Source organism: Streptomyces sp. NPDC005195 (assembly GCF_040608315.1).
Taxonomy (GTDB): domain Bacteria; phylum Actinomycetota; class Actinomycetes; order Streptomycetales; family Streptomycetaceae; genus Streptomyces; species Streptomyces kaempferi.
The window spans coordinates 136,071-161,902 of record NZ_JBEXHZ010000014.1 but is presented as its reverse complement, the minus strand read 5'-3'; the positions used below and the strand labels follow the sequence as shown (position 1 = coordinate 161,902).

Here is a 25,832-nt window from a genome sequence, read left to right as displayed (position 1 = left end):
AAACGCCCGGTTACATTCCGAACCCGGAAGCTAAGCCTTACAGCGCCGATGGTACTGCAGGGGGGACCCTGTGGGAGAGTAGGACGCCGCCGAACTAATATTGAAAGAGCTGGTCCCCGAACTTCGGTTCGGGGACCAGCTCTTTTTTGTTGTGCGTCACTTTGCGTTCACTTGGCGCGACCACCATCCGCCTCATGGGTACTGCTGCAATGCTCAGGGCCGCGGGCGTCGGAGCCGGTGACGAGGTCATCGTGCCGGCGTTCGGCAACGTCGAAGTCACGGAGGCCGTGACCCAGGCCGGAGCTTCGGCCGTCTTCGCCGACATAGACCCGGCGACCTACTGCCTCGACGCCTGCGCGGTCGAGGCGGCCGTGACCGCACGATCCATGGCCGTCGTCGTCGTCCACCGCTTCGGGCGGTCGGCCGACATGGTGCGACTGCGTGACATCGGGCAGCGGCACGGACTCCTCGTCCTCGAACTGGGCGAGTCCGAGGCGCCGTACGAGGACATCGCGCAACGCCGGGAACGGGCCGCCTACCTCGACGGGCGGTTGAACGGCGTGCGCACACCGGCCGGCGGCGACGGGCACACGTACCAGCAGTACGTGGTGCGGGTGCCGGGCAACGGGCGGCCGGACCGGGACGCCTTCGCACGGGCCGTACGGGCCCGCGGAGTCGAGTGCCGGGTACCGGTGAAGACAGCCGTGCACCGCATGCCCGGATTCCGGCGGGACGTCTACCTCCCGGAGACGGAGCGGGCCGCCGACGAGACGCTCGCGCTGCCCGTGGACGCGTCGCTGACGAAGCGGGAGATGCAGCGGATCGTCTCCGCCTGCAACGCGCTCGGCGGCCTTCTGCAGCCCGCCTTCTGATTCCACCGACCTCACAGGGCGTCAGCAGAACTGATTAGGAGCACGCTTCTGTTCGGGGTATGATCTATTTCGTTGCCGCGAGGGAAACCTCGCAAAGGCGGTCGGCCCCCCTAGCTCAGTCGGTAGAGCGTCTCCATGGTAAGGAGAAGGTCAACGGTTCGATTCCGTTGGGGGGCTCCACAACAGAAAAGGCCTCGCCCTCCCGGGCGAGGCCTTTTTGCTGCTCCCGGCGGGGAGGACTTCAGTCCACCTGCAGGCCCGGTACCCGCATCGCCAGAATCGCCATGTCGTCGGACGGGGCATCGGAGGCGAAGCGTTCCACCGCGCGCATCACACGGGCGGCCACCGCGCCTGCCGTCAGACCCGTACACGTGGTGAGGACGTCCGTGAGGCCGTCGTCCCCCAACATGCGGGTGCCCTCGCGGCGTTCCGTGACGCCGTCCGTCACGCACAGCAGCACGTCCCCCGGATCGAGGGTGACCGTCTGCTCGTAGAGCTCCAGGTCCTCCATGACACCGAGGAGCGGCTGCGGTTCGGCGGCTGCCTCCACCGTGCCGTCCTGGCGCAGACGGAGCGGGAGCGGATGGCCGGCGCAGACCACCTTCAGCACGGCACTGCCGTCCTCCTGGGGCCACAACTCGCCGTACAGCAGCGTCAGGAAGCGGCTGCGGGCACCCTCGTCGAGGATCGCCGAGTTCAGCCGCTCCAGGACCGCCGGGCCGCCGAAACCCTCGCGGGCCAGCAACCGCAGCGCGTGCCGGGCCAGGCCCGTGACCGCCGCCGCCTCCGGACCCGTACCGCAGACGTCGCCGATGGCGAAGCCGTAGGCACCGTCGCGGATCGGGAAGACATCGTAGAAGTCGCCGCCGACCTCGTTGCCCTCGCCGGCCGCGCGGTAGATGACCTCGACCTCGACGCCCTCGATGTGGGGGAGCTCCGGGGGCAGGAGACTGCGCTGGAGGGACTGGCTGATCGCCGTGCGCTCCGAGTACAGGCGGGCGTTGTCGAGGGCCAGGGCGGCCCTTCGGGAGAGGTCCTCGGCCAGCTCCAGGATCTCCTGCCGGAAGTGCTCGTCGGACGGCTTGCCGAGCGTCAGCATCCCGATGACCCGGTTGCGGGCCACCAGGGGCAGTACGACCGTCTCGCCCCCGACCGCCGCGGCCGTCGCCAGCGTCGTGCCGATGCCGGAGCTCACCGGTGAGCGTTCACCGAGGCCCAGGCTGCGCATGGAGGTGCGCAGCGCCGCCTGATGGGCCGCCTCGGCGGGGGCCGGCCAGACACGAGCGCCCGGAGTGGGGACCGGGTCCGGCGGGGCGATCTTCGACAGCAGGGCCTTGAGGCCGTCGATGCGTTCCTCGTCCTCGTGCAGGACATAGGAGAGATACGGATCCGAGGCCTGGTCGGCGATCGTGTAGACGGCACACCAGGTGGCCAGCGTCGGGACGGTCATCTGGGCCATCAGGGCCAGGGTCTGGTCACGGTCGAGAGTGCCGGCGAGGAGGTCGGAAGCCTCCACGAGGAACGAGAGCGAGCCGCGGCGCAGGCGTTCCAGCTCGCCCAGGCGGGCCGATTCCACCGCCAGCGCGATACGGTCCGCGGCGAACTGGAGGCGCAGCGCCTCCTCGTTGGAGTACCTGAAGGGCGACTCGGCGGCGACACCGAGCGAGCCCGTCAGACGCCCCTCGACCTTCAGCGGGACCGTGACCACCGAGCGCATGCCGGTGCCGCCCAGCAGGGGAACGGCGCCGGGGACGACCGTCAGATCCTCGTGGACGGCCGGCATCCGGGCCGAGCCGTAGCGGCCGGGGCCCGCCTCGACGGGGACGCGGGCGAAGCGCTGGCGGGCGGAGGGCAGGCCCGTCGAGGCGCGTACCTCCAACTCCGTCTCGTCGTCGGTGGCCAGGAGCAGGAAGGCGGAGTCGCCGTCGAGCATGTCGCGGGCGCGTTCCACCGTGCGCTGGAGAAGGCCGTCCAGGTCATCGGGGGCCGGAGAGCCGATGAAGACCTCGAAGGGGTCCGTGGCCTGGCCCTCGGAGCTGGTCGTCGTGTCCGTGGCGGAGGCGCGCAACGGGGTCTGCAGCACGGCACGTTCGTGGTCGCGCACGACGAGGCAGACGGTCGAGGGCTCGCCGCCCGTGTCACGGACGCGGAGGTGGGAGGCGTAGACGGGGGTGACGCGGCCGCTCGCGGCGCGGATGCCGTAACTGCCCTCCCAGCGCGAGAGCTGGAGAGCCTCGACGATGCCGGTGCTGGTGCCCGGGGTGTGCGGCCAGGCCGCGAGATCGGTCAGGGGTTTGCCGGTGACCTGTTCGGCGGCGTACCCGAAGAGGTCCTCGGCGTCCTCGTTCCACGCCGAGATGGAGCCGGTGCGGTCGATCTGGACGACCGCGACGCGCACCCGGCCGTCGGCGAGCGGAAGGAGATGGGCGGGGAGCGAAGGGCCCGCGGTGCGCGTCCCCACCGGGCGCTCGGGGAGCGCGAGCTGGAACCAGACCTGCTTGTGGGTGGGGGAGTACTCGACCCCCCAGTGGCCGGCCAGCGCCGCGCAGAGCTGGAGGCCGCGGCCGCCCTCGCGGTCCGGGCTGCCCATGTTCACAGCCGACGCCTGGAGTGGAATCTCACGTTCTGGGTAGCGGTCCGCCACCTCGATGCGTACGCCCTCGTCGCTGCGCAGACACAGGACATCGGCGGAGGTGCCCGCGTGCACGACGGCATTGGTGACCAGCTCGCTGGTCAGGACCACGGCGTCGTCGACGATGTCGGCGAAGCCCCAGCCCTGGAGGGTGTCGCGGACGAAGGAACGGGCGGTCGCGACCGATCGTCCCACGGGGTCGAAGCTGGCGGCCGCGCGCGCGGTGATCACAGATCTCCCTGTCCGGTTGTCGGCGTGCAGCGGTGCTGGGCCGACCCGCTCCTGCTGGGGCAGCGCCTGGTTCCCTGTCGGCCGAGGATCCTGAGGCGGTCCCCCAGGGTGCAGTCCGGTGGTCATGGTGCGGTGCCCCTCCGATGCCTGCCCGCTCGTTCTCGTGCCACCGCCCAGGCCGGACGGACCGGTGTGGCTGGACAGCCGCATGCAAGGTTACTTACCTTCGCGGCCCATGCGGATGCCGGTCACCAGTGTTTCCGCCCGGAGAGGCCTCATGTTTCCCTCCGGAGGGTCCCCTGGTCCGTGTCGGAACCGTGTGCGGACGATGTGCGAAGCTGCCGAACTGTTATGGCCTGGTTCGGCAGGGGTGAAACACTGGGAAGGCTCCAGTGGGAAGGCTCCGGCAGGCTGAGGGTCTTCCGGTTCGCCGAGCAGCAGTATCCCAGTACGCCGAGCAGTAATGGTCGACCCTTGCGGGAGGGACACAGTGGAGTCTGGCGCAGCGACGCGGGGCACTAAGACGCGCGCAAAAGACGGACAGTCCCTGAACAACCAACGTACGCCGCGCAACGGCACCACCGAGGTGGACTCGGCGGCTCTGAACAGGCTGCTGGCGGCCCTGGTGTCGATGCGTGACGGCAACTTCCGCAAGCGCCTCACGGTCTCCGGTGACGGCGTGATGTCGGAGATCGCCGCGGTCTTCAACGAGGTGGCCGACCGCAATCTGCATCTGACGGGTGAGCTGTCCCGGGTGAGGCGGATGGTCGGACGTGAGGGCAAACTCACGGAGCGGCTGGAGACGGGCGCCTGCGAGGGTTCCTGGGGGGCGGCGATCGACGCCTCCAACGCGCTCGTCGACGACCTCGTACGGCCTGTCTCCGAGGTCGGCCGGGTGCTGTCCGCGGTGGCGGAGGGTGATCTGTCGCCCCGCATGGAACTGCGGGCGCAGGCGGCGGACGGCAACGGGCATCCGCTGCGCGGGGAGTTCCTCAAGGTCGGGCGCACGGTCAACAACCTGGTCGACCAGCTGTCGACGTTCACCGACGAGGTCACCCGGGTGGCCAGCGAGGTCGGCACCGAGGGCAAGCTGGGCGGACAGGCCCGGGTGCGCGGTATGTCCGGTTCGTGGAAGGACCTCACGGATTCGGTCAACACCATGGCGTACCGGCTCACCGCTCAGGTGCGTGACATCGCTCTCGTCACGACGGCGGTCGCCAAGGGTGACTTGTCCCGGAAGGTCACGGTTCACGTGGCCGGCGAGATGCTCGAACTGAAGAACACCGTCAACACGATGGTGGACCAGCTCTCCTCGTTCTCCTCGGAGGTGACGAGGGTCGCGCGCGAGGTGGGCACCGAGGGTGAACTCGGCGGTCAGGCACAGGTGCCCGGTGTGGCCGGCGTGTGGAAGGACCTCACCGATTCGGTGAACCTCATGGCCGGCAACCTCACGGCCCAGGTGCGCGGGATCGCGCAGGTGACGACGGCGGTCGCCAACGGTGACCTGTCGCAGAAGGTGACTGTCTCCGCACGTGGCGAGGTCGCACAGCTCGCCGAGACGATCAACCAGATGACCGAGACGCTGCGGACGTTCGCGGACGAGGTCACGCGGGTGGCCAACGAGGTCGGTGGCGAGGGGCGGCTCGGCGGGCAGGCGAACGTGCCGGGCGCGGCGGGCACGTGGAAGGACCTGACGGACTCCGTCAACACGGTCTTCAGGAACCTCACGACCCAGGTGCGGGACATCGCCGCGGTGACCACGGCCGTGGCGAACGGTGATCTGTCGCAGAAGGTCAGCGTCGAGGTCGCCGGCGAGATGCTGGAGCTGAAGAACACCGTCAACACGATGGTGGACCAGCTGTCGTCCTTCGGTGACGAGGTCACGCGCGTGGCGCGGGAGATCGGTGTCGAGGGTGAACTGGGCGGTCAGGCGCAGGTGCCGGGGGCGGCGGGTACCTGGAAGGACCTGACGGACTCCGTGAACACGGCCTTCAGGAACCTGACCGGACAGGTCCGCAACATCGCGCAGGTGACGACGGCGGTCGCCAACGGTGATCTGTCGCAGAAGGTCACCGTCGACGTCTCCGGCGAGATGCTCCAGTTGAAGAACACCGTGAACACGATGGTGGATCAGCTGTCGTCCTTCGCCGACCAGGTGACGCGGATGGCCCGGGACGTGGGCACGGAGGGCCGCCTCGGCGGGCAGGCCCGCGTGGACGGCGTGTCCGGTACGTGGAAGGAACTGACCGACTCCGTCAACTTCATGGCGGGCAACCTCACCTCGCAGGTGCGGCAGATCGCCCAGGTCACCACGGCGGTGGCGCGGGGTGACCTGTCGCAGAAGATCGACGTGGACGCGCGCGGCGAGATCCTGGAGCTGAAGAACACCATCAACACGATGGTCGACCAGCTCTCCGCCTTCGCGGACCAGGTGACGCGGGTGGCCCGTGAGGTGGGTACGGACGGCCGCCTCGGCGGGCAGGCGCAGGTGCCCGGTGTCGCCGGTGTGTGGCGTGACCTGACGGACTCCGTGAACGGTATGGCGGGCAACCTCACCGCCCAGGTGCGGAACATCGCCCAGGTCGCGACGGCGGTGGCGCGGGGTGACCTGTCGCAGAAGATCGACGTGGACGCGCGCGGCGAGATCCTGGAGCTGAAGAACACCCTCAACACGATGGTCGACCAGCTCTCGAACTTCGCGGAGCAGGTGACGCGGGTGGCCCGCGAGGTGGGCACGGAGGGCATGCTCGGCGGGCAGGCCGAGGTCCAGGGTGTCTCCGGCACCTGGAAGGACCTCACGCAGTCCGTGAACTTCATGGCGAACAACCTGACCATCCAGGTGCGCAACATCGCCGAGGTCACGACCGCGGTCGCCATGGGTGATCTGTCCAAGAAGATCACCGTCGACGCCAAGGGCGAGATCCTCGAACTGGTCACCACCGTCAACACGATGGTGGACCAGCTGTCGTCGTTCGCCGAGCAGGTGACCCGGGTGGCCCGCGAGGTGGGCACAGAGGGCCAGTTGGGCGGCCAGGCGCGGGTGCCGGGCGCCACGGGCATCTGGAAGGACCTGAGCGACAACGTCAACCTGATGGCCTACAACCTGACCATGCAGGTGCGGAACATCTCGCAGGTGGCGGCGGCCGTCGCCAACGGAGACCTGACCCGGACGGTGACGATCGAGGCGCGCGGCGAGGTCGCGCAGCTCGCCGACACCTTCAACACGATGGTGAAGACGCTGAGTTCGTTCGCCGAGCAGGTCACCAAGGTGGCCCGTGAGGTGGGTACGGACGGCATCCTCGGCGGGCAGGCGCACGTTCCGGGAGTGGCCGGTACGTGGAAGGACCTCACCGAGTCCGTGAACGGGATGGCGTCCAACCTGACCGGCCAGGTGCGCAACATCGCGATGGTCACCACGGCCATCGCCAAGGGCGACCTGACAAAGAAGATCGACATCGACGCCCGCGGTGAGATCCTCGAACTGAAGACCACCATCAACACGATGGTCGACCAGCTGTCGTCCTTCGCGGAGGAGGTCACCCGGGTGGCCCGCGAGGTGGGCACCGAGGGCCAGTTGGGCGGTCAGGCGCGGGTCCGTGACGTCGACGGCACCTGGCGCGACCTGACCGAGTCGGTGAACGAGATGGCGGGGAACCTGACCCGGCAGGTGCGTGCCATCGCGCGCGTGGCGACCGCGGTGACCCGCGGTGACCTGAACCTGAAGATCGACGTGGACGCCTCGGGCGAGATCCAGGAACTTCAGGACTACATCAACAAGATGATCGCCAACCTGCGCGACACCACCATCGCCAACAAGGAACAGGACTGGCTCAAGGGCAACCTGGCCCGTATCTCCGCGCTGATGCAGGGGCGCCGGGACCTCGACGACGTGGCCTCGCTGATCATGAGCGAGCTGACACCGGTGGTCTCCGCGCAGCACGGCGCGTTCTTCCTGTCGATGCCGTCCGTCGACGGGAGGGACGCGAGCGCCGAGGACGAGGAGGCGTACGAGCTGCGCATGCTCGGGTCGTACGGCTATTCGATGGGCTCGATGCCGACGTCGTTCCGGCCCGGTGAGGCGCTCATCGGGACGGCCGCCCAGGAGAAGCGCACGATCCTGGTGGAGAACGCGCCGAGCGGCTATCTGAAGATCTCCTCCGGGCTCGGCGAGGCACCCCCGGCCCAGGTCATCGTCCTTCCGGTGCTCTTCGAGGGGACCGTGCTCGGTGTCATCGAGCTGGCCTCCTTCACGCCGTTCACGCAGATCCAGAAGGACTTCCTGAACCAGATCGCCGAGATGATCGCGACGAGCGTCAACACCATCTCCGTCAACACCAAGACGGAGGTGCTGCTCAAGCAGTCGCAGGAGCTGACCGAGCAGCTCCGGGAGCGGTCGGCGGAGCTGGAGAACCGGCAGAAGGCCCTGCAGGACTCCAACGCGGAACTGGAGGAGAAGGCCGAGCTGCTGGCCCAGCAGAACCGCGACATCGAGGTCAAGAACACCGAGATCGAGGAGGCCCGCCAGGTCCTGGAGGAGCGTGCCGAACAGCTCGCGGTCTCCATGCGCTACAAGAGCGAGTTCCTCGCGAACATGTCGCACGAACTGCGGACGCCGCTCAACTCCCTGCTGATCCTGGCCAAGTTGCTCGCCGACAACGCGGAGACGAACCTCACCCCGAAGCAGGTCGAGTTCGCCGAGACGATCCATGGCGCGGGCTCCGACCTGCTCCAGCTGATCAACGACATCCTGGACCTGTCGAAGGTCGAGGCCGGGAAGATGGACGTGTCGCCGACGCGCATCGCGCTGGTGCAGCTCGTCGACTACGTGGAGGCGACGTTCCGTCCGCTGACCGCGGAGAAGGGCCTCGACTTCTCGGTCCGGGTGTCGCCGGAGCTGCCCGCCACGCTGCACACCGACGAACAGCGGCTCCTCCAGGTGCTGCGCAACCTGCTCTCCAACGCGGTGAAGTTCACCGACTCCGGAGCGGTCGAGCTGGTGATCCGGCCCGCGGGCGCCGATGTGCCGGTGGCCATCCGGGAGCAGCTGCTGGAGGCGGGTTCGCTGCGGGACGCCGACGCCGATCTGATCGCGTTCTCCGTGACCGACACCGGCATCGGGATCGCCGCCAGCAAGATGCGGGTGATTTTCGAGGCCTTCAAGCAGGCGGACGGCACGACGAGCAGGAAGTACGGCGGTACGGGGCTGGGGCTGTCCATCTCGCGGGAGATCGCGCGTCTGCTGGGCGGTGAGATCCACGCGCAGAGCGAGCCGGGACGCGGTTCGACGTTCACGCTGTACCTGCCGCTGTACCCGAGCGAACTGCCTCCGCAGGGTTACGGGCAGATGGCGCCCGCGCTGGGGGCCGGCGAGCTGCTCGCGTCCGAGGCGGAGCTGGCCGGCGCGGACATCGGGACGCCGGCCGAGGTGAAGTCGTACCAGGAGGCCCAGAACGGGCCCGCCGCGCTCTTCAGGAGGCGCCGCAGGGCACTGCCGGTGGCCGAGTCGCGTCCTGGGCCGGGGGCGCAGCCGAACGGGGCCGGCGGACCCGCCCAGGAGCACTGGCCGGTCGCGGCGCAGCAGGAGACGGCGTCGCAGTCGCGCGGAGGCATCCGGTTCGAGGGTGAGAAGGTGCTGATCGTCGACGACGACATCCGCAACGTGTTCGCGCTCACCAGCGTCCTGGAGCAGCACGGTCTCTCGGTGCTGTACGCCGAGAACGGCCGTGAGGGTATCGAGGTTCTGGAGCAGCACGATGATGTGACGGTTGTCCTGATGGACATCATGATGCCCGAGATGGACGGCTATGCGACGACCACGGCGATTCGCCGGATGCCGCAGTTCGCCGGACTTCCGATCATCGCGCTCACGGCGAAGGCGATGAAGGGCGACCGGGAGAAGGCCATCGAGTCCGGGGCGTCCGACTACGTCACCAAGCCGGTCGATCCCGATCACCTGCTCTCCGTGATGGAGCAGTGGATGCGCGGGGAGTGAACGGGGTGCGGACCGCTGTACGGTGGCCGCGTCCGAGACGCCGTGGTGTGCGCGTCGGCTGCTCGCCGCGGCACGCCCGACGTCGGACAACCGGCTGTGTGCGAAGCCGTGTAGAAGCGCGGGATTCGGGGAACCTTCTGGTCCCCCACTACGTTTCTGCTACGTGCACAGTGACATCGCGGTGACAGGGTGTGGCGACAGGCGGGGTGCGGCTACCATGACCGGCACAAGGACGGACGGCGCATGGGAGCCGTCCCCTGGGGCGGCGCCCGGTGCACTGCCGGGACGAGGAGGGCGGGCCATGGTGCAGAAGGCCAAGATCCTCCTGGTCGATGACCGGCCGGAGAATCTGCTGGCGCTGGAGGCGATCCTCTCCGCGCTCGATCAGACACTGGTGCGGGCATCGTCCGGGGAGGAAGCGCTCAAAGCACTACTCACGGACGACTTCGCGGTCATTCTGCTGGACGTACAGATGCCGGGCATGGACGGATTCGAAACCGCCGCGCACATCAAGCGGCGAGAACGGACCCGGGACATCCCGATCATCTTCCTCACCGCGATCAACCACGGTCCGCATCACACCTTCCGGGGGTACGCGGCGGGTGCGGTGGACTACATCTCCAAGCCGTTCGACCCGTGGGTGCTGCGCGCGAAGGTCTCGGTCTTCGTCGAGCTCTACATGAAGAACTGCCAACTGCGGGAGCAGGCCGCGCTGCTGCGGCTCCAGCTGGAGGGCGGCGGCAAGGTGGCGCTCGGCAGCCCCAGGGAGCCTGCCGGTCTCCTCGCCGAACTCTCGGCGCGGCTCGCGGCCGTTGAGGAGCAGGCCGAGGCGCTGTCCAAGCAGCTCGACGACGACTCGGCGGACGCGGCGGCGGTGGCGACCGCAGCCCATCTCGAACGCAAACTCACCGGACTGCGCCGGGCACTGGACGCGTTGGAGCCGGGCACGGGCAACGGGGCGGCGTCGGTTCCCTCGCAGAGCTGACTTCCGGACCCCCGCGCCGGGCGTGTGGCGAACCGGCCTTCGGTCCCGCGAAGAGAAGGTGAGCGAAACGCGAAGGCGCCGTCCGGCGGACGAGTGTTTCGGACCGGCCGCACGCGGTGATCCGGCGTCAGTTCCGTGCCCCGGCAAGGGCGACACGATCGGGTGAAGCTGTGGGCACACGTGTCCCTTGTCGTCTCCACCGGTAACCTCACACCCATGGCCTCACGTCAGTCCGCAGCCAAGAAGCCGCCAGCGAAGAGGGCGGCCGCTCCGACGAAGGCTGCGGTGAAGAAGGCCCCCGCGAAAAAGGCGGTCGCCAAGAAGGCGCCCGCGGCGAAGAAGCCCGTACCCCCACCGGCGCCCAGCCCGACCGCGGGTGTGTACAGGCTCGTACGCGCCGTGTGGCTGGGCCTCGCGCATGCCGTCGGGGCGATGTTCCGCGGCATAGGGCGGGGCGCGAAGGGGCTCGACCCGGCGCATCGCAAGGACGGCCTCGCGCTCCTTCTGCTCGGTCTCGCGCTGATCGTCGCGGCGGGCACGTGGTCGAATCTGCGCGGACCCGTCGGCGACCTCGTCGAGATGCTGGTGACCGGTGCCTTCGGCCGGCTCGACCTGCTCGTCCCGATACTCCTCGCCGTCATCGCCGTCCGTTTCATCCGGCACCCCGAGAAGCCCGAGGCCAACGGCCGCATCGTGATCGGTCTGTCCGCGCTCGTCATCGGCGTGCTCGGGCAGGTCCACATCGCCTGCGGGGCGCCCGCGCGCAGCGACGGCATGCAGGCGATAAGGGACGCCGGCGGCCTCATCGGCTGGGGCGCGTCCACCCCGCTGACGTACACCATGGGCGACGTCCTCGCCGTACCGCTCCTGGTCCTGCTCACGGTCTTCGGTCTGCTGGTCGTCACGGCCACGCCCGTCAACGCGATCCCCCAGCGGTTGCGGCTGCTCGGGCAGCGGCTCGGCATCGTCCAGGGTGACCCGGACGAGATGTTCTTCGGCGAGGACGACGAGCGCTACGACGATCAGTGGCGCGAGGCGCTCCCCGCACGCTCCCGCAGACGCCCGGGCGGCCCCGGCGAGTACGACCCCGAAGGCGCCGAGGAAGAGGCGCTCACCAAGCGCCGTGGCCGGCCCCGGCGGGCTCCCGCGTGGCAGCACGACCCGAACCGGCCGATGGACGCCGTGGACGTCGCCGCGGCGGCCGCCGCCGCGCTCGACGGCGCCGTGATGCACGGCATGCCGCCCTCTCCGCTGGTCGCCGACCTGACGCACGGCGTCACCGCGGAACGCGACGGGTACGAGGAGACGACTCCGGTGCCGGCCGCCCGCGCCAAGGCCGTCCCCGGAGCCAAGCGGCCGAGGCAGGAGTCCCTGGCCGTCGACTCCGTCGTGCCCGACCTCACCAAGTCCGCGCCCGAGGCGCCGCGCGACCTGCCGCCGCGCGCCGAGCAGCTCCAGCTCTCCGGCGACATCACCTATTCCCTGCCGTCACTCGACCTCCTGGAGCGCGGCGGCCCCGGCAAGACCCGCAGCGCGGCCAACGACGCGGTGGTCGCCTCGCTCCAGAACGTCTTCATGGAGTTCAAGGTCGATGCCGCCGTCACCGGCTTCACCCGCGGTCCGACGGTCACCCGCTACGAGGTCGAGCTCGGCCCGGCCGTGAAGGTCGAGCGGATCACCGCGCTCACCAAGAACATCGCGTACGCCGTCGCCAGCCCCGACGTGCGGATCATCAGCCCGATCCCCGGCAAGTCGGCGGTCGGCATCGAGATCCCGAACACCGACCGCGAGATGGTCAACCTCGGTGACGTGCTGCGCCTCGCGGACGCGGCCGAGGACGACCACCCGATGCTGGTCGCGCTCGGCAAGGACGTCGAGGGCGGCTACGTGATGGCCAACCTGGCGAAGATGCCGCACGTACTCGTCGCCGGAGCCACCGGTTCCGGTAAGTCCTCCTGCATCAACTGCCTGATCACGTCCGTGATGGTCCGCGCGACCCCGGAGGACGTCCGGATGGTCCTCGTGGACCCCAAGAGGGTCGAGCTGACCGCGTACGAGGGCATCCCGCACCTGATCACGCCGATCATCACCAATCCGAAGCGGGCCGCCGAGGCGCTGCAGTGGGTCGTGCGGGAGATGGACCTGCGCTACGACGACCTCGCGGCGTTCGGCTACCGGCACATCGACGACTTCAACCAGGCCATCCGTGACGGCAAGCTGAAGACGCCCGAGGGCAGCGAGCGGGAGCTGAAGACCTACCCGTATCTGCTGGTGATCGTCGACGAGCTGGCCGACCTGATGATGGTCGCGCCGCGGGACGTCGAGGACTCCATCGTGCGCATCACCCAGCTCGCGCGCGCGGCCGGCATCCATCTGGTGCTCGCCACGCAGCGGCCGTCGGTGGACGTCGTCACCGGTCTGATCAAGGCGAACGTGCCGTCGCGGCTCGCCTTCGCCACCTCCTCGCTCGCCGACAGCCGCGTCATCCTCGACCAGCCGGGCGCCGAGAAGCTGATCGGCAAGGGCGACGGGCTCTTCCTGCCGATGGGCGCCAACAAGCCCACCCGTATGCAGGGCGCCTTCGTCACCGAGGGCGAGGTCGCCGCGATCGTGCAGCACTGCAAGGACCAGATGGCGCCGGTCTTCCGGGACGACGTCACGGTGGGCACCAAGCAGAAGAAGGAGATCGACGAGGACATCGGTGACGACCTCGATCTGCTGTGCGCCGCGGCCGAGCTGGTCGTCACGTCGCAGTTCGGGTCCACCTCGATGCTCCAGCGCAAGCTGCGTGTCGGTTTCGCCAAGGCGGGACGGCTGATGGACCTCATGGAGTCGCGCGGGATCGTGGGGCCGAGTGAGGGATCCAAGGCACGTGACGTGCTGGTGAAGGGCGACGAGCTCGACGGCGTGCTCGCCGTGATGCGTGGGGAAGCGGAAGCGTGAGTCCTCGGCCCGGGAAACCGGGACGCATCGGTCACCCGACCAGGGGGTACACGGCATGTTGATATTCGAACGTGACTCACCCGTAAGGAGCCGCAGGGCAACCGTTTCCCTTCGGCGAACGTCAAGTTGAGCGAGGGGACAGGTACATGTCCCGCATCAGGATGACGGGCCATTCTGATGGCGTACAAAGTCCTACCGCCCGGTTGCCCCACCCTTTCGCACCCCCCCTAAACTGAACCTCCAGCACAGGTGGCTACACGCTCGAAAGGCGCCCCCGTGTCCATCGGCAACTCCCCTGACGGCAACATCCCCGAAGACGAGCGCCCGTTCGAAGAGCACCACGAAGAAGGTCCCTCGGTCGGCCGTGCCCTGCAGCAGGCCCGCATCGAGGCAGGACTGACCGTCGACGATGTCAGCAACGCGACCCGGGTCCGTATCGCCATCGTGCACGCGATCGAACAGGACGACTTCAGCCCCTGTGGTGGTGACGTCTACGCACGCGGTCACATCCGGACCCTGGCCCGCGCCGTACAGCTCGATCCGGTCCCTCTGCTGGCACGCTACGACGCCGAACACGGCGGACGTCCCGCGCCGACCCCGGCCGCCCCGCTCTTCGAGGCGGAACGTATCCGTCCGGAGCGTCGCGGGCCGAACTGGACCGCGGCCATGGTCGCGGCGATCGTCGCCGTGATCGGCTTCGTCGGCTTCACCGCGATCAAGGGCGGCTCGGGCGACGGCGCGAAGTCGAACGTCGCCGAGGGTTCCACGCCCACCACCGGCAAGTCGCCCGTCTCGGCCAGCCCCAAGATCAGTAAGCCCGCCGACCCGAAGCCCGATCCTTCCGACAGCGCCATCGCGGCCGCCCCGCAGGACAAGGTGACCGTGCAGGTGAGCGCCCCGGACGGGCGCAGCTGGATCTCCGCCAAGGACCACAACGGCCGGCTCCTCTTCGACGGCCTGCTCAAGCAGGGCGAGTCCCAGACCTTCCAGGACAAGACGAAGATCGACCTCGTCCTCGGCGACGCGGGCGCGATCCAGCTCTATGTGAACGGCAAGAAGATCGACGACCAGTTCCAGTCGGGACAGGTCGAGCGACTGACCTACACCAAGGGTGACCCCGTCGTCGGATAACGGGCCCAAGGCACAGGCGGGGACGGGGTTGGCCAAGATCGGCCAACCCCGTCGACGTGGGCTGTCAGTGAGACAAAGTAGTCTTGAGCCCATGCCTGAACGCCGTACCGTCGCACTCGTCACCCTTGGCTGCGCCCGTAACGAGGTGGACTCGGAGGAGCTCGCAGGCCGCTTGGAGGCGGACGGCTGGCAACTCGTGGAGGACGCCGAGCAAGCGGATGTCGCCGTCGTCAACACCTGTGGCTTCGTCGAGGCCGCCAAGAAGGACTCCGTCGACGCCCTCCTCGAAGCCAATGACCTCAAGGGCCGGGGCAGAACCCAGGCCGTCGTGGCCGTGGGCTGCATGGCCGAGCGATACGGCAAGGAGCTCGCCCAGGCCCTGCCCGAGGCCGACGGCGTGCTCGGCTTCGACGACTACGCGGACATCTCCGACCGCCTCCAGACCATCCTGAACGGCGGGATCCACGCCTCGCACACCCCCCGCGACCGGCGCAAGCTGCTGCCGATCAGCCCGGCCGAGCGCCAGAGCGCCGGCGAGGAAGTGGCGCTTCCCGGCCACGGCGCCCCCTCGGACCTGCCGGAGGGCGTGGCCCCGGTGTCCGGCCCCCGCGCACCGCTGCGCCGCCGCCTGGACGGCTCGCCGGTCGCCTCGGTGAAGCTCGCCTCCGGCTGCGACCGGCGCTGCTCCTTCTGCGCCATCCCGTCCTTCCGCGGCTCCTTCATCTCCCGGCGCCCCAGCGACGTACTGAACGAGACCCGCTGGCTGGCCGAGCAGGGCGTCAAGGAGGTCATGCTGGTCTCCGAGAACAACACCTCGTACGGCAAGGACCTCGGCGACATCCGCCTGCTGGAGACGATGCTGCCCGAGCTGGCCGAGATCGACGGCATCGAGCGGGTGCGGGTCAGCTATCTGCAGCCCGCCGAGATGCGTCCCGGGCTCATCGACGTCCTGACCTCGACACCGAACATCGCGCCCTACTTCGACCTCTCCTTCCAGCACTCCGCGCCCGACGTACTGCGCTCGATGCGCCGCTTCGGCGACACCGACCGCTTCCTGGAGCTGCTCGACACGATCCGCTCCAAGGCCCCGCAGGCCGGCGTGCGGTCCAACTTCATCGTGGGCTTCCCCGGGGAGAGCGAGGCCGACCTCGCGGAACTCGAGCGGTTCCTCACCCATGCGCGTCTCGACGCGATCGGTGTCTTCGGGTACTCCGACGAGGAGGGCACGGAAGCGGCGACCTACGACCACAAGCTGCACGAGGACGTCGTCGCAGAGCGCCTCGCGCGGGTGTCCCGGCTGGCCGAGGAGCTGGTCGCGCAGCGCGCGGAGGAGCGCGTCGGCGAGACCGTGCGGGTGCTGGTCGAGTCCCTCGACGAGGAGGACGGCGCGTACGGCCGCGCGGCGCACCAGGCGCCCGAGACGGACGGACAGGTCCTGTTCACGAGCGGCGAAGGTCTGACCGTCGGCCGTATCGTCGAGGCCAAGGTGGTCGGTACGGAAGGTGTGGACCTGGTGGCCGAGCCGCTTCCGGGTTCGCTCCCCGGTACTGAGGAGGCGGGCAGATGACCGGAGTCCCGGCGTCCGCGGCGGGCGGCTCCCCCAGCGCGAACGGCGCGGCGGGCGCTCCCGGTGCTCCGGGTGACTCCAAGCCGGCGCGGGGCGGGAAGCTGGGCGCCGCGGCCGTCAACCAGGCCAGCCTCTGGAACATCGCGAACATCCTGACCATGATCCGGCTCGTCCTGGTGCCCGGCTTCGTGGCGCTGATGCTGACCGACGGTGGATACGACCCCGTCTGGCGTGCCTGGGCCTGGGCGGCCTTCGCCGTCGCCATGATCACCGACATCTTCGACGGCCACCTGGCGCGCACGTACGACCTGGTCACGGACTTCGGGAAGATCGCCGACCCCATCGCCGACAAGGCGATCATGGGCTCGGCGCTGATCTGTCTGTCCTCGCTGGGTGATCTTCCGTGGTGGGTGACGGGCGTGATCCTCGGGCGGGAGTTCGGCGTCACCCTGCTGCGCTTCGTGGTGATCCGGTACGGCGTCATTCCGGCCAGTCGCGGCGGCAAGCTGAAAACACTGGCGCAGGGCACGGCGGTCGGCATGTACGTCCTCGCGCTGACGGGCGGCCTGGCCACCCTGAGGTTCTGGGTGATGGCCGTGGCGGTCGTCCTGACCGTCGTCACCGGGCTCGACTATGTGAGACAGGCCATGGTGCTGCGCAGGAGTGGAATCGCCGCACGGCAGGCGGCGTCCGAGGAGGCGGAGCGGTGAGTCCGGAGGCCGCCGAGGTGCTGCGACTACTCAAGGTGAGGGGCGAGACGCTCGCCGTGGCCGAGTCGCTGACCGGCGGTCTGGTGGCGGCGGAGATCACCGCGACGCCCGGGGCCTCCCGCGCCTTCCGGGGCTCCGTGACCGCGTACGCCACCGAGCTCAAGCACCGGCTGCTGGGCGTCGACGCCACCCTGCTGGCCGAGCGCGGGGCGGTGGATCCGCAGGTCGCGTCGCAGATGGCGGCCGGAGTGCGCAAGGCGCTCGGCGCGGACTGGGGGATCGCGACCACCGGTGTCGCGGGACCCGACCCCCAGGACGGACAGCCGGTCGGCACGGTCTTCGTGGCCGTGGACGGCCCCGCCGAGGCGATGTTTCCCGCCGTCGGGAGCGGGAAAGTGGTCCGGCTGCGGTTGAACGGCGACCGGGCGGAAATCCGTATGGAGAGTGTACGCAGCGTACTCGCGCTGCTCCTGAGAGAGCTCGCGGGCGAACAGACCGGAAATGAGCGGGCACAGGATACGGAACAGAACGGGGGGACTTGATGTTTGCAGCCCTGAGTGAACACGACATCGCTCCCCGCACGGCCGCGGCGCGAGGCGGTACGGTGGGGCGAGAAGGATGCGGCTACGCGGTCCGAGGAGGGAGCCACCGATGATTCTGCTCCGTCGCCTGCTGGGTGACGTGCTGCGTCGGCAGCGCCAGCGCCAGGGCCGTACTCTGCGCGAAGTCTCCTCGTCCGCCCGAGTCTCACTCGGCTATCTCTCCGAGGTGGAGCGGGGGCAGAAGGAGGCATCCTCCGAGCTGCTCTCCGCCATCTGCGACGCGCTGGACGTACGGATGTCCGAGCTCATGCGGGAAGTGAGCGACGAGCTCGCTCTCGCCGAGCTGGCACAGTCTGCAGCGGCCACCGACCCGGTGCCCGCACCGGTACGCCGTCCGATGCTGAATTCCGTGTCGGTCACCGGTGTGCCACCGGAACGGGTCACCATCAAGGCGCCAGCCGAGGCGGTCGACGTCGTCGCCGCCTGACGCTCACGAGTTCACGCCCGCGAGCTGAGCACGCTTGCACGAAGGCCCCGGCCGGGGTTGTTCCAGGGAGATCTGGAGCAGGTTCGGCCGGGGCCTTCGTTTTTCTTCGAGTGACCCGAATTGTTCGTTTATGTCATGGTTAGTGGGTTGTGACGTATCGAGCCGTGGAGAGTCGGAGGAATCGGATGTACGTCGTGAAGAGCCCGTTGGCGGACGCGGACCTGAAGACGGTGTCCGAGGCGTTGCAGGGAGCGCTGGTCGACCTGGTGGACCTCTCGCTGGTGGCGAAGCAGATCCACTGGAACGTCGTCGGACCGCGCTTCCGATCCGTCCACCTCCAGCTCGACGAGGTCGTGGACACCGCGCGGCTGCACTCCGACACCGTGGCCGAGCGCGCCTCGACGCTGGGTGTCCCGCCCGACGGGCGAGCCCGGACCGTGGCCTCCGACAGCGGCATCGGCGGGACCCCGGACGGCTGGGTCAAGGACACCGATGCCGTGGGGACTCTGGTCAACGCGCTGGGCGCCGTGATCACCCGGATGCGGGCGCGGGTGGAGTCGACCGGCAAGGCGGATCCGGTGAGCCAGGACATCTTCATCCAGGTCACCGCCGATCTGGAGAAGCACCACTGGATGTTCCAGGCGGAGAACGGGTGAAAGGAGGCAGGCGCGGTCGGCTCCGTATGTGCCCTGGGTGCGCCTCTGTGCCGTTGGTGCGCCCTGTCGACGCATGAGGCGCGGGTCTAGCTTCGGGCTGGAGGTGAGCACCATGGCGGGGCGGATAACGCGCTGGGGGGTGGCGCTGGTGCTCGGTGCGCTGTGGTGGTGGGGGGTGCTCCGGCTGGCGCTGGTGCCCGGCGCGGGTGCGCTCGAAGGAGCGGTCGTCGCCGGCGGGTGGGGACTGAGTCTGCTGCCGGTGCACTGCGTGCCGAAGCCGGGCATCGCGGGGGCCGCCGCCGATGGCGTGGGGGCGGACCGGGAACGTGGGCGGTGGCGGCGCGGGGTTACCAGGGCATCGCGACGCCTCCGTTCGGGCGGAGGATCTGACCCGTCGTGAACGCCGAGGCGTCACAGGCCAGGTACAGCACGGCGTGGGCGACGTCCTCGGCCTCGCCGACCCGGCCCAGGGGCGACAGCCGGGCCATGGCCGCCTCGGTGCGCGCCTGTGCCTCACCGTGGTGGTCGGTCATCGGTGTACGTGTCCAGCCGGGCGCGACCGCGTTGACGCGGATGCCGTGCGGGCCGATCTCGGTCGCCAGCGTCTTCGTCAACTGCACGACGGCCGCCTTCGCGGCGCCGTAACAGAGCAGTCCGCGCCCTCCGGTGTCCACGGCGCCCGACGCCATGGTGACGATGCTGCCGCGGATGTTCCGCTCGATCATGAGGAGGGCCGCCTCCTGACAGGAGTGGAGCACTCCCTTGAAGTTGACCCCCAGAACCCGGTCGAGGTCCTCGTCCCGGGTCTCCAGCACCTCGCTGCTGTGCATGATCCCGGCCACCGCCGCCATGACGTCGAGGCGCGGGCACGATCTGACGGCCTGGCGGAGCCGCTCGCGGTCGGTGACGTCGAGCGTGTGCGCGTGGGCCGCGCCACCGGAGGCCTCGATGAGGGTGACCGTCTCGTGCAGGCCCTCTGGCTCCAGGTCCGCGCAGTGGACGGTGGCTCCCGCCTCCGCGAGCAGGACGGCCGACGCGCGGCCGATGCCGCCGGCGGCGCCCGTGACGAATGCGGTGCGTCCGGTGAGGTCGTACGCCTTCACGGCCATACAGGGACGGTACGAGGGTTTCTGACGGCCCGTCAATTGCTTGGGCGGGGTGTCCTCGTACGGTGTTCGGGGGCGCTCGGCGTCCGGGCCGGGTCCGGGGCGGGGGCGGGGGCGGGTCCCGGGCTGGGACGGGGTGGCGGAGTGGGGCCGGATGTCGGGGTGGGGCCCGGCTGGCAGGCCGGGCACCAGTACGTGGGGCGTTCGCGGGAGCCGTCGCCCTGGTCGGCCCGCCGGATCGGAGTACCGCAGCGCAGACAGGGGCGGGGCGCGCGTCCGTACACGAAGAGGTTCTGGTCGGGGCGGCCCGTGGTGCTGCGGACCGGACGGTCGCGGTTGGCCTCCAGGAGCCTCCTGGCGAGGACGGGCAGCAGGGGGGCGCGGTCTGTGGAGAGCTCGCCGACGGGGAGCCACGGGGTGACCCCGAGGAGGAAGCACAGTTCGCTTTTGTAGACATTGCCGATTCCGGCGAGGTTGCGCTGGTCGAGCAGCGCCTCGCCCAGCGAACGGGCGGGGTCCTCGAGGAGGTTCGCCAGGGCCCTGTCGGGGTTCCAGTCGGGGCCGAGGAGGTCGGGGCCGAGATGGCCGACGGCCCGGTCCTCGTCGGTGGTGCGCAGCAGTTCCAGAACGGGCAGCCGGTACCCGACGGCCGTACGGTCGGTGGTGCCGAGAATGGCCCGGATCTGGTGGGCCGGACCGCCACTCCAACGCCCGCCGGGCGCGTACACCTTCCAGGAGCCGTCCATCCGCAGGTGCGAGTGGAGGGTCAGACCGCCCTCGATCCGGGTGAGGAGGTGCTTCCCGCGCGGGGTGACGTCCAGGACGGTGCGGCCGGTGAGGTCGGCGGTGGCGAACCTGGGGACCCGTAGGTCGGAGCGGGTCAGCACCTTGCCCGCGAGGGCGAGGTGCAGCCGTCTCGCGGCCTGCCAGACGGTGTCTCCTTCAGGCATGCGTTCCAGGGTGGCACGGGTGTGGGCGGGATGCTCGGGTGTGGGTGTGGGTGTGGGTGCGGGGGTGTGGGGCGGGTCTGGGGTGGTCAGGCGCGCAGGCGCAGTCCGCGGGGGGTCGCGATGAAGCCGGCTCCTTCCAGAAGGGTGCCGAAGGGGGAGGTCAGGGCGGAGGCGCCGTTCACCCGCTCCACCGTGACCGTGCCCAGGGAGCCGGCGCGGGCGGCGGCGGCGAGGGCCCCGGCGGCCGCGTCCAGACGTGCATCGTCCATGACCGCGCCGTCCGGGTCGGAGGGCCAGGCCAGCAGCGTCTTGCCGCCGCGCTCCATGTAGAGGGTCAGCTCGCCGTCGACGAGCACGACCAGGGAACCCGCCTTGCGTCCGGGCTTGTGTCCGGCGTCGGTGGGCGGCTCGGGCCAGGCGAGAGCCGCGCCGTACGCGTTCGCGGGGTCGGCGGCGGCCAGCACCACCGCCTGGACGGTCGGGCGGTCGTGCGGGCGGGTGCGGTTCGGGGGCAGGGGGTGGATGGAGCCGTCCGCACGGTGGGCAGGGGGCGTCGGGAAGGCGGCGTCGGCCGAGAAGCCGTGGTCGTCGGAGTCGGCGAAACCAGGACCGTCAGGGAAGGCGGCGAAACCGCCGGCGCCCGGGAAGCCGCCCGGGTCGGTGAAACCGCTGGAGGCCTGGAAGCCATTCGGGCCGGAAACGCCGTGCGGGACGTCCAGGCCGGTCAGGGCCACGCCGCGGTCCCGTGCGTTCGCGGCCGCGCGCAGCCGGTCGACCGCGCCGTCCATCGCGAACTGGGCGGCACCGAGCCCCTCCACCACATAGCCGCGGCGCGCCTGGCCACTGTCCTCGAAGGCGGACAGGATGCGGTACACGGCGGAGAATCCGCCCTCGACCCCCTCCGCGGCGACCGCGCCCCGGGTCACCACACCGTGCCGGTCGAGCAGGGTGCGGGCCAGGGCGTGGGCGCGCACGGTGGCGTCGGCCTCACGGGCGGGGAGCAGCGACCAGCGGCCGGCCACGGTCGGGGGGCCGGTACGGGACTGGGGGCGGGCGGCGCCGGTCAGGGAACCGTAACGCCCGCGCGGAACCGTGCGCTTGGCCCGATGGGCCGTGGAGCCGGCGGTGCGGCCCGAGCCGAGCAGGGAGCGCATCGGTGCGAGCGTGTCGTTCGTGAGCCGTCCGGACCACGCCAGGTCCCAGATCGCGTCGGCGAGCTGGGGGTCGGTGGCGTCGGGGTGCGTGGTCGCGCGGACCTGGTCGGTGATCTGGCGGAAGAACAGGCCGTAGCCCCCGGAGAGGGCGTCCAGGACCGACTGGTGCAGCGCGGTCGGTTCCAGGGGGTGCGGGGGCGGCAGGAGCAGCGGGGCCGTGTCCGCGAGATACAGCGAGACCCAGCCGTCCTTGCCGGGCAGTGCCCCGGCGCCCGCCCAGACCACCTCACCGGCGGCGGTGAGCTCGTCGAGCATCGCGGGAGCGTAGCCGGAGACCCGGGAGGGCAGCACCAGCTTCTCCAGGGCGGAGGCGGGCACCGAGGCGCCCTGCAACTGCTCCAGGGCTCGCACCAGTCCGTCGATGCCGCGCAGCCCGTGCCCACCGCCGACGTGCTGCCACTGCGGGAGGAACTGCGCGAGCGCGGCGGGCGGTACGGGCTCCAGTTCATGGCGCAGGGCCGCGAGGGAACGGCGCCGCAGTCTGCGCAGCACGGCGGCGTCGCACCACTCCTGCCCGATGCCCGCCGGATGGAACTCGCCCTGCACGACACGTCCGTTCGCGGCGAGACGCTGCAGTGCTCCGTCCGTGACGGCCGTGCCGAGACCGAAGCGGGCGGCGGCCGTGGTGGACGTGAACGGGCCGTGGGTGCGGGCGTAGCGCGCGAGAAGGTCGCCGAGCGGATCCTTGACCGGCTCCGTGAAGGCCTCCGGGACACCGACGGGCAGCGCCGTGCCCAGCGCGTCGCGCAGACGGCCGGCGTCCTCGATGGCCGCCCAGTGGTCGGCGCCGGCGATCCTGACCCGGATGGCACGGCGGGCCGCCGCAAGCTCCCCGGCCCACTCCCGCTCGGCACCCCGTTCGGTCAACTCGGCCTCGGTGAGCGGGCCCAGCAGGCGCAGCAGGTCGGCGACGCCCTCGGAGTCCTTGACGCGCCGGTCCTCGGTGAGCCACTGGAGCTCGCGCTCGAGCTCGGTCAGCACCTCGGCGTCGAGCAGCTCGCGCAGTTCGGCCTGGCCCAGGAGCTCCGCCAGCAGGCGGGAGTCCAGCGACAGCGCGGCCGCCCGGCGTTCGGCGAGCGGCGAGTCACCCTCGTACAGGAACTGGGCGACGTATCCGAACAGGAGTGAGCGGGCGAAGGGGGAGGGCTCGGGTGTCGTGACTTCGACGAGGCGCACCTTGCGGGACTCGATGTCGCCCATCAGTTCCGTGAGACCGGGGACGTCGAAAACGTCCTGGAGGCACTCACGGACCGCCTCCAGGACGATCGGGAAGGACCCGAACTCGCTCGCCACCTGGAGTAGTTGGGCGGCACGCTGGCGCTGCTGCCAGAGCGGGGTGCGCTTTCCGGGGCTGCGGCGAGGCAGCAGCAGCGCGCGGGCGGCGCACTCGCGGAAACGGGCCGCGAACAGCGCGGAGCCGCCGACCTGGTCGGTGACGATCTGGTTGACCTCGCCCTTGTCGAAGGCGACGTCCGACGCGCCCACGGGCGCCTGTTCGGTGTCGTACTCCGTGCCCGCCCTGGCGGGTTCCTGGTCGAGCAGGTCCAGGCTCATCAGATCGGCGTCGGGCAGACGCAGCACGATGCCGTCGTCGGCGTGCATGACCTGGGCGTCCATGCCGTAGCGCTCGGAGAGCCGGGCGCCGAGCGCGAGGGCCCAGGGGGCGTGCACCTGGGCACCGAAGGGCGAGTGCACGACCACCCGCCAGTCACCCAGCTCGTCGCGGAACCGTTCGACGACGATCGTGCGGTCGTCCGGGATGTGGCCGCACGCCTCGCGCTGTTCGGCGAGGTACGACAGCACGTTGTCGGCGGCCCAGGCGTCGAGTCCGGCGGCGAGCAGCCGGAGCCGGGCGTCGTCCTTGGGCAGCGAGCCGACCTCACGGAGGAACGCGCCGACCGCGCGGCCCAGTTCGAGCGGGCGGCCGAGCTGGTCGCCCTTCCAGAAGGGGAGCCTGCCCGGGACACCGGGGGCGGGCGAGACGAGGACGCGGTCGCGGGTGATGTCCTCGATGCGCCAGGAACTCGTGCCGAGTGTGAAGACGTCGCCGACGCGGGACTCGTAGACCATCTCCTCGTCGAGCTCGCCGACCCGGCCGCCGCCCTTCTTGGGGTCGGCCCCCGCGAGGAAGACCCCGAAAAGGCCTCGGTCGGGGATGGTGCCGCCGGAGGTGACGGCGAGGCGCTGCGCTCCCGGGCGGCCGGTGACCGTGCCGGCGACGCGGTCCCACACCACGCGGGGCCGGAGCTCGGCGAAGGCGTCGGAGGGATAGCGGCCCGCGAGCATGTCGAGCACGGCGGTGAACGCCGACTCGGGGAGCGAGGCGAAGGGGGCGGCGCGCCGGACGGTGGCGAGCAGGTCGTCGACCTGCCAGGTGTCGAGGGCGGTCATGGCGACGAGCTGCTGCGCGAGCACGTCCAGGGGGTTGGCGGGGACCCTGAGGGACTCGATGGAGCCGGTGCGCATCCGCTCGGTGACGACCGCCGCCTGGACGAGGTCGCCGCGGTACTTGGGGAAGACCACGCCGGTGGAGACCGCGCCGACCTGGTGGCCCGCCCGGCCCACGCGCTGGAGGCCGGAGGCGACGGACGGCGGGGACTCGACCTGGATGACGAGGTCCACCGCGCCCATGTCGATGCCGAGCTCCAGGCTGGAGGTGGCGACCACGGCGGGCAGGCGCCCCGCTTTCAGGTCCTCCTCGACCAGGGCCCGCTGCTCCTTGGAGACGGAGCCGTGATGGGCGCGGGCGATGACGGGGGGAGCCCCCTGGGCCGCGCCGGAGCCCCCCATCAGCTGGGCCGGGGCGTGCGCCTCCTCCAGGGGTTCGCCGGTCGCCCGCTCGTACGCGATCTCGTTGAGCCGGTTGCAGAGGCGCTCGGCCAGGCGGCGGGAGTTGGCGAACACGATCGTGGAGCGGTGGGACTGGACGAGGTCGGTGATCCGCTCCTCCACGTGCGGCCAGATCGAGGGCTTCTCCGCGCCCTCCTTGCCGTCGGCGACCGGGGAGCCGCCCAGCTCGCCCAGATCCTCGACCGGGACGACCACCGACAGGTCGAACTCCTTGCCGGAGGGCGGCTGGACGATCTCCACCTTGCGGCGGGGGGAGAGGTAGCGCGCCACCTCGTCGACCGGACGGACCGTCGCGGACAGGCCGATGCGGCGTGCCGGCCGGGGCAGCAGCTCGTCGAGGCGCTCCAGGGTCAGCGCGAGATGGGCTCCGCGCTTCGTACCGGCGACCGCGTGCACCTCGTCCAGGATCACCGTCTCGATGCCCGTCAGCGCGTCGCGTGTCGCCGACGTCAGCATCAGGAACAGCGACTCGGGAGTCGTGATCAGGATGTCCGGCGGGCGGGTGGCCAGCGCGCGGCGCTCGGCGGGCGGGGTGTCACCGGAGCGGATGCCGACCTTCACCTCGGGCTCGGGAAGCCCCCGGCGCACCGACTCCTGGCGGATGCCGGTCAGCGGGCTGCGCAGATTCCGCTCCACGTCGACCGCGAGGGCCTTGAGCGGTGACACGTACAGCACCCGGCAGCGCTTCCTGGGGTCGGCCGGTGGCGGTGCCGAGGCGAGCTGGTCGAGCGCGGCGAGGAAGGCGGCCAGGGTCTTGCCGGAGCCGGTCGGGGCGACCACCAGCACGTCCGAGCCCTCACCGATGGCTTTCCACGCCCCGGCCTGGGCGGCGGTGGGCGCGGAGAACGCCCCCGTGAACCAGCCGCGGGTCGCGGGGGAGAAGCCGTCGAGGGCCCGGTGCGTGGAGCTGACCATGCGTCCATCCTGCACCCCACCACTGACAACCGCCCTGACCTGCGCGAAT

Annotated in this window: 15 protein-coding genes, 1 tRNA gene and 1 rRNA gene; 13 read left to right on the top strand and 4 right to left on the bottom strand. The window is 70.4% G+C overall.

Features of this window, described 5'->3' with window-relative positions; translation table 11 throughout:
* The 3 genes from rrf to ABZV34_RS17965 form a co-directional block, all read left to right on the top strand.
* Positions 1-95 (top strand): 5S ribosomal RNA (gene rrf, locus ABZV34_RS17975); the annotation flags it as partial.
* Between the two features lie 114 nt (positions 96-209).
* On the top strand, positions 210-872 hold the full coding sequence (locus ABZV34_RS17970) for a DegT/DnrJ/EryC1/StrS family aminotransferase (RefSeq protein WP_356276980.1): 663 nt from the start codon (positions 210-212) through the stop codon (positions 870-872).
* A 104-nt stretch (positions 873-976) separates the two neighbouring features.
* Positions 977-1,052: transfer RNA gene (locus ABZV34_RS17965), tRNA-Thr, on the top strand.
* Positions 1,053-1,113: 61 nt separating this feature from the next.
* Here the strand turns inward: ABZV34_RS17965 and ABZV34_RS17960 are convergent.
* On the bottom strand, positions 1,114-3,861 hold the full coding sequence (locus ABZV34_RS17960; protein ID WP_356276963.1) for a SpoIIE family protein phosphatase: 2,748 nt from the start codon (positions 3,859-3,861) through the stop codon (positions 1,114-1,116).
* 364 nt (positions 3,862-4,225) lie between these two features.
* Here ABZV34_RS17960 and ABZV34_RS17955 point away from each other — a divergent pair, with 364 nt between their 5' ends.
* The 10 genes from ABZV34_RS17955 to ABZV34_RS17910 all read left to right on the top strand — a co-directional run bounded on the left by ABZV34_RS17955 (position 4,226) and on the right by ABZV34_RS17910 (position 19,148).
* Entirely contained in the window at positions 4,226-9,727 is a 5,502-nt protein-coding gene (locus tag ABZV34_RS17955) for a HAMP domain-containing protein (protein WP_356276960.1), read from the top strand.
* A gap of 301 nt (positions 9,728-10,028) precedes the next feature.
* On the top strand, positions 10,029-10,712 hold the full coding sequence (locus ABZV34_RS17950) for a response regulator (protein WP_356276957.1): 684 nt from the start codon (positions 10,029-10,031) through the stop codon (positions 10,710-10,712).
* Between the two features lie 216 nt (positions 10,713-10,928).
* Positions 10,929-13,655 carry a DNA translocase FtsK gene (locus ABZV34_RS17945; RefSeq protein WP_356276954.1) on the top strand — a complete coding sequence of 909 codons (2,727 nt, stop codon included), beginning with the start codon at positions 10,929-10,931 and terminating at the stop codon, positions 13,653-13,655.
* A 276-nt stretch (positions 13,656-13,931) separates the two neighbouring features.
* Positions 13,932-14,786: a RodZ domain-containing protein gene (locus ABZV34_RS17940; protein WP_356276952.1), complete on the top strand. Its 855-nt coding sequence runs from the start codon at positions 13,932-13,934 to the stop codon at positions 14,784-14,786.
* Positions 14,787-14,877: 91 nt separating this feature from the next.
* On the top strand, positions 14,878-16,353 hold the full coding sequence (gene rimO / locus ABZV34_RS17935) for a 30S ribosomal protein S12 methylthiotransferase RimO (RefSeq protein WP_356276949.1): 1,476 nt from the start codon (positions 14,878-14,880) through the stop codon (positions 16,351-16,353).
* The gene (pgsA, locus tag ABZV34_RS17930; RefSeq protein ID WP_356276946.1) at positions 16,350-17,063 is read left to right on the top strand and encodes a CDP-diacylglycerol--glycerol-3-phosphate 3-phosphatidyltransferase; all 714 of its coding nucleotides are present in this window, start codon (positions 16,350-16,352) and stop codon (positions 17,061-17,063) included. Before rimO ends, pgsA begins: the two co-directional genes overlap by 4 nt.
* Entirely contained in the window at positions 17,060-17,605 is a 546-nt protein-coding gene (locus ABZV34_RS17925; protein ID WP_356276943.1) for a CinA family protein, read from the top strand. The genes pgsA and ABZV34_RS17925 overlap by 4 nt, the downstream gene beginning before the upstream one ends.
* A 109-nt stretch (positions 17,606-17,714) precedes the next feature.
* Complete coding sequence (locus ABZV34_RS17920) at positions 17,715-18,092, top strand: helix-turn-helix transcriptional regulator (protein WP_148010798.1); 378 nt, start codon at positions 17,715-17,717, stop codon at positions 18,090-18,092.
* Between the two features lie 185 nt (positions 18,093-18,277).
* A complete protein-coding gene (locus tag ABZV34_RS17915; RefSeq protein WP_356276940.1) occupies positions 18,278-18,748 on the top strand; it encodes a DNA starvation/stationary phase protection protein in 471 nt (156 codons plus the stop codon).
* Between the two features lie 112 nt (positions 18,749-18,860).
* The gene (locus tag ABZV34_RS17910) at positions 18,861-19,148 is read left to right on the top strand and encodes a hypothetical protein (RefSeq protein ID WP_356276937.1); all 288 of its coding nucleotides are present in this window, start codon (positions 18,861-18,863) and stop codon (positions 19,146-19,148) included.
* On the opposite strand, the gene ABZV34_RS17905 is transcribed toward ABZV34_RS17910, so the two are convergent.
* From ABZV34_RS17905 to ABZV34_RS17895, 3 genes are all read right to left on the bottom strand, one after another.
* Complete coding sequence (locus ABZV34_RS17905; protein ID WP_356276934.1) at positions 19,096-19,857, bottom strand: SDR family NAD(P)-dependent oxidoreductase; 762 nt, start codon at positions 19,855-19,857, stop codon at positions 19,096-19,098. The two genes, ABZV34_RS17910 and ABZV34_RS17905, sit on opposite strands and share 53 nt — an antisense overlap.
* A gap of 32 nt (positions 19,858-19,889) precedes the next feature.
* The gene (locus ABZV34_RS17900; protein ID WP_356276931.1) at positions 19,890-20,804 is read right to left on the bottom strand and encodes a DNA-formamidopyrimidine glycosylase family protein; all 915 of its coding nucleotides are present in this window, start codon (positions 20,802-20,804) and stop codon (positions 19,890-19,892) included.
* 86 nt (positions 20,805-20,890) lie between these two features.
* Positions 20,891-25,783 carry an ATP-dependent helicase gene (locus tag ABZV34_RS17895; RefSeq protein WP_356276929.1) on the bottom strand — a complete coding sequence of 1,631 codons (4,893 nt, stop codon included), beginning with the start codon at positions 25,781-25,783 and terminating at the stop codon, positions 20,891-20,893.
* Between the last annotated feature and the right edge of the window lie 49 nt (positions 25,784-25,832).

What these genes read in the sequence shown, in the direction of transcription:
- ABZV34_RS17895 (WP_356276929.1), bottom strand. Translation starts at nt 25,783, where the DNA reads ATGGTCAGCTCCACGCACCGGGCCCTCGACGGCTTCTCCCCCGCGACC.
- ABZV34_RS17960 (WP_356276963.1), bottom strand. Translation starts at nt 3,861, where the DNA reads ATGACCACCGGACTGCACCCTGGGGGACCGCCTCAGGATCCTCGGCCG.
- ABZV34_RS17905 (WP_356276934.1), bottom strand. Translation starts at nt 19,857, where the DNA reads ATGGCCGTGAAGGCGTACGACCTCACCGGACGCACCGCATTCGTCACG.
- ABZV34_RS17915 (WP_356276940.1), top strand. Translation starts at nt 18,278, where the DNA reads ATGTACGTCGTGAAGAGCCCGTTGGCGGACGCGGACCTGAAGACGGTG.
- ABZV34_RS17970 (WP_356276980.1), top strand. Translation starts at nt 210, where the DNA reads ATGCTCAGGGCCGCGGGCGTCGGAGCCGGTGACGAGGTCATCGTGCCG.
- rimO (WP_356276949.1), top strand. Translation starts at nt 14,878, where the DNA reads ATGCCTGAACGCCGTACCGTCGCACTCGTCACCCTTGGCTGCGCCCGT.
- pgsA (WP_356276946.1), top strand. Translation starts at nt 16,350, where the DNA reads ATGACCGGAGTCCCGGCGTCCGCGGCGGGCGGCTCCCCCAGCGCGAAC.
- ABZV34_RS17910 (WP_356276937.1), top strand. Translation starts at nt 18,861, where the DNA reads ATGGCGGGGCGGATAACGCGCTGGGGGGTGGCGCTGGTGCTCGGTGCG.
- ABZV34_RS17950 (WP_356276957.1), top strand. Translation starts at nt 10,029, where the DNA reads ATGGTGCAGAAGGCCAAGATCCTCCTGGTCGATGACCGGCCGGAGAAT.
- ABZV34_RS17945 (WP_356276954.1), top strand. Translation starts at nt 10,929, where the DNA reads ATGGCCTCACGTCAGTCCGCAGCCAAGAAGCCGCCAGCGAAGAGGGCG.
- ABZV34_RS17900 (WP_356276931.1), bottom strand. Translation starts at nt 20,804, where the DNA reads ATGCCTGAAGGAGACACCGTCTGGCAGGCCGCGAGACGGCTGCACCTC.
- ABZV34_RS17920 (WP_148010798.1), top strand. Translation starts at nt 17,715, where the DNA reads ATGATTCTGCTCCGTCGCCTGCTGGGTGACGTGCTGCGTCGGCAGCGC.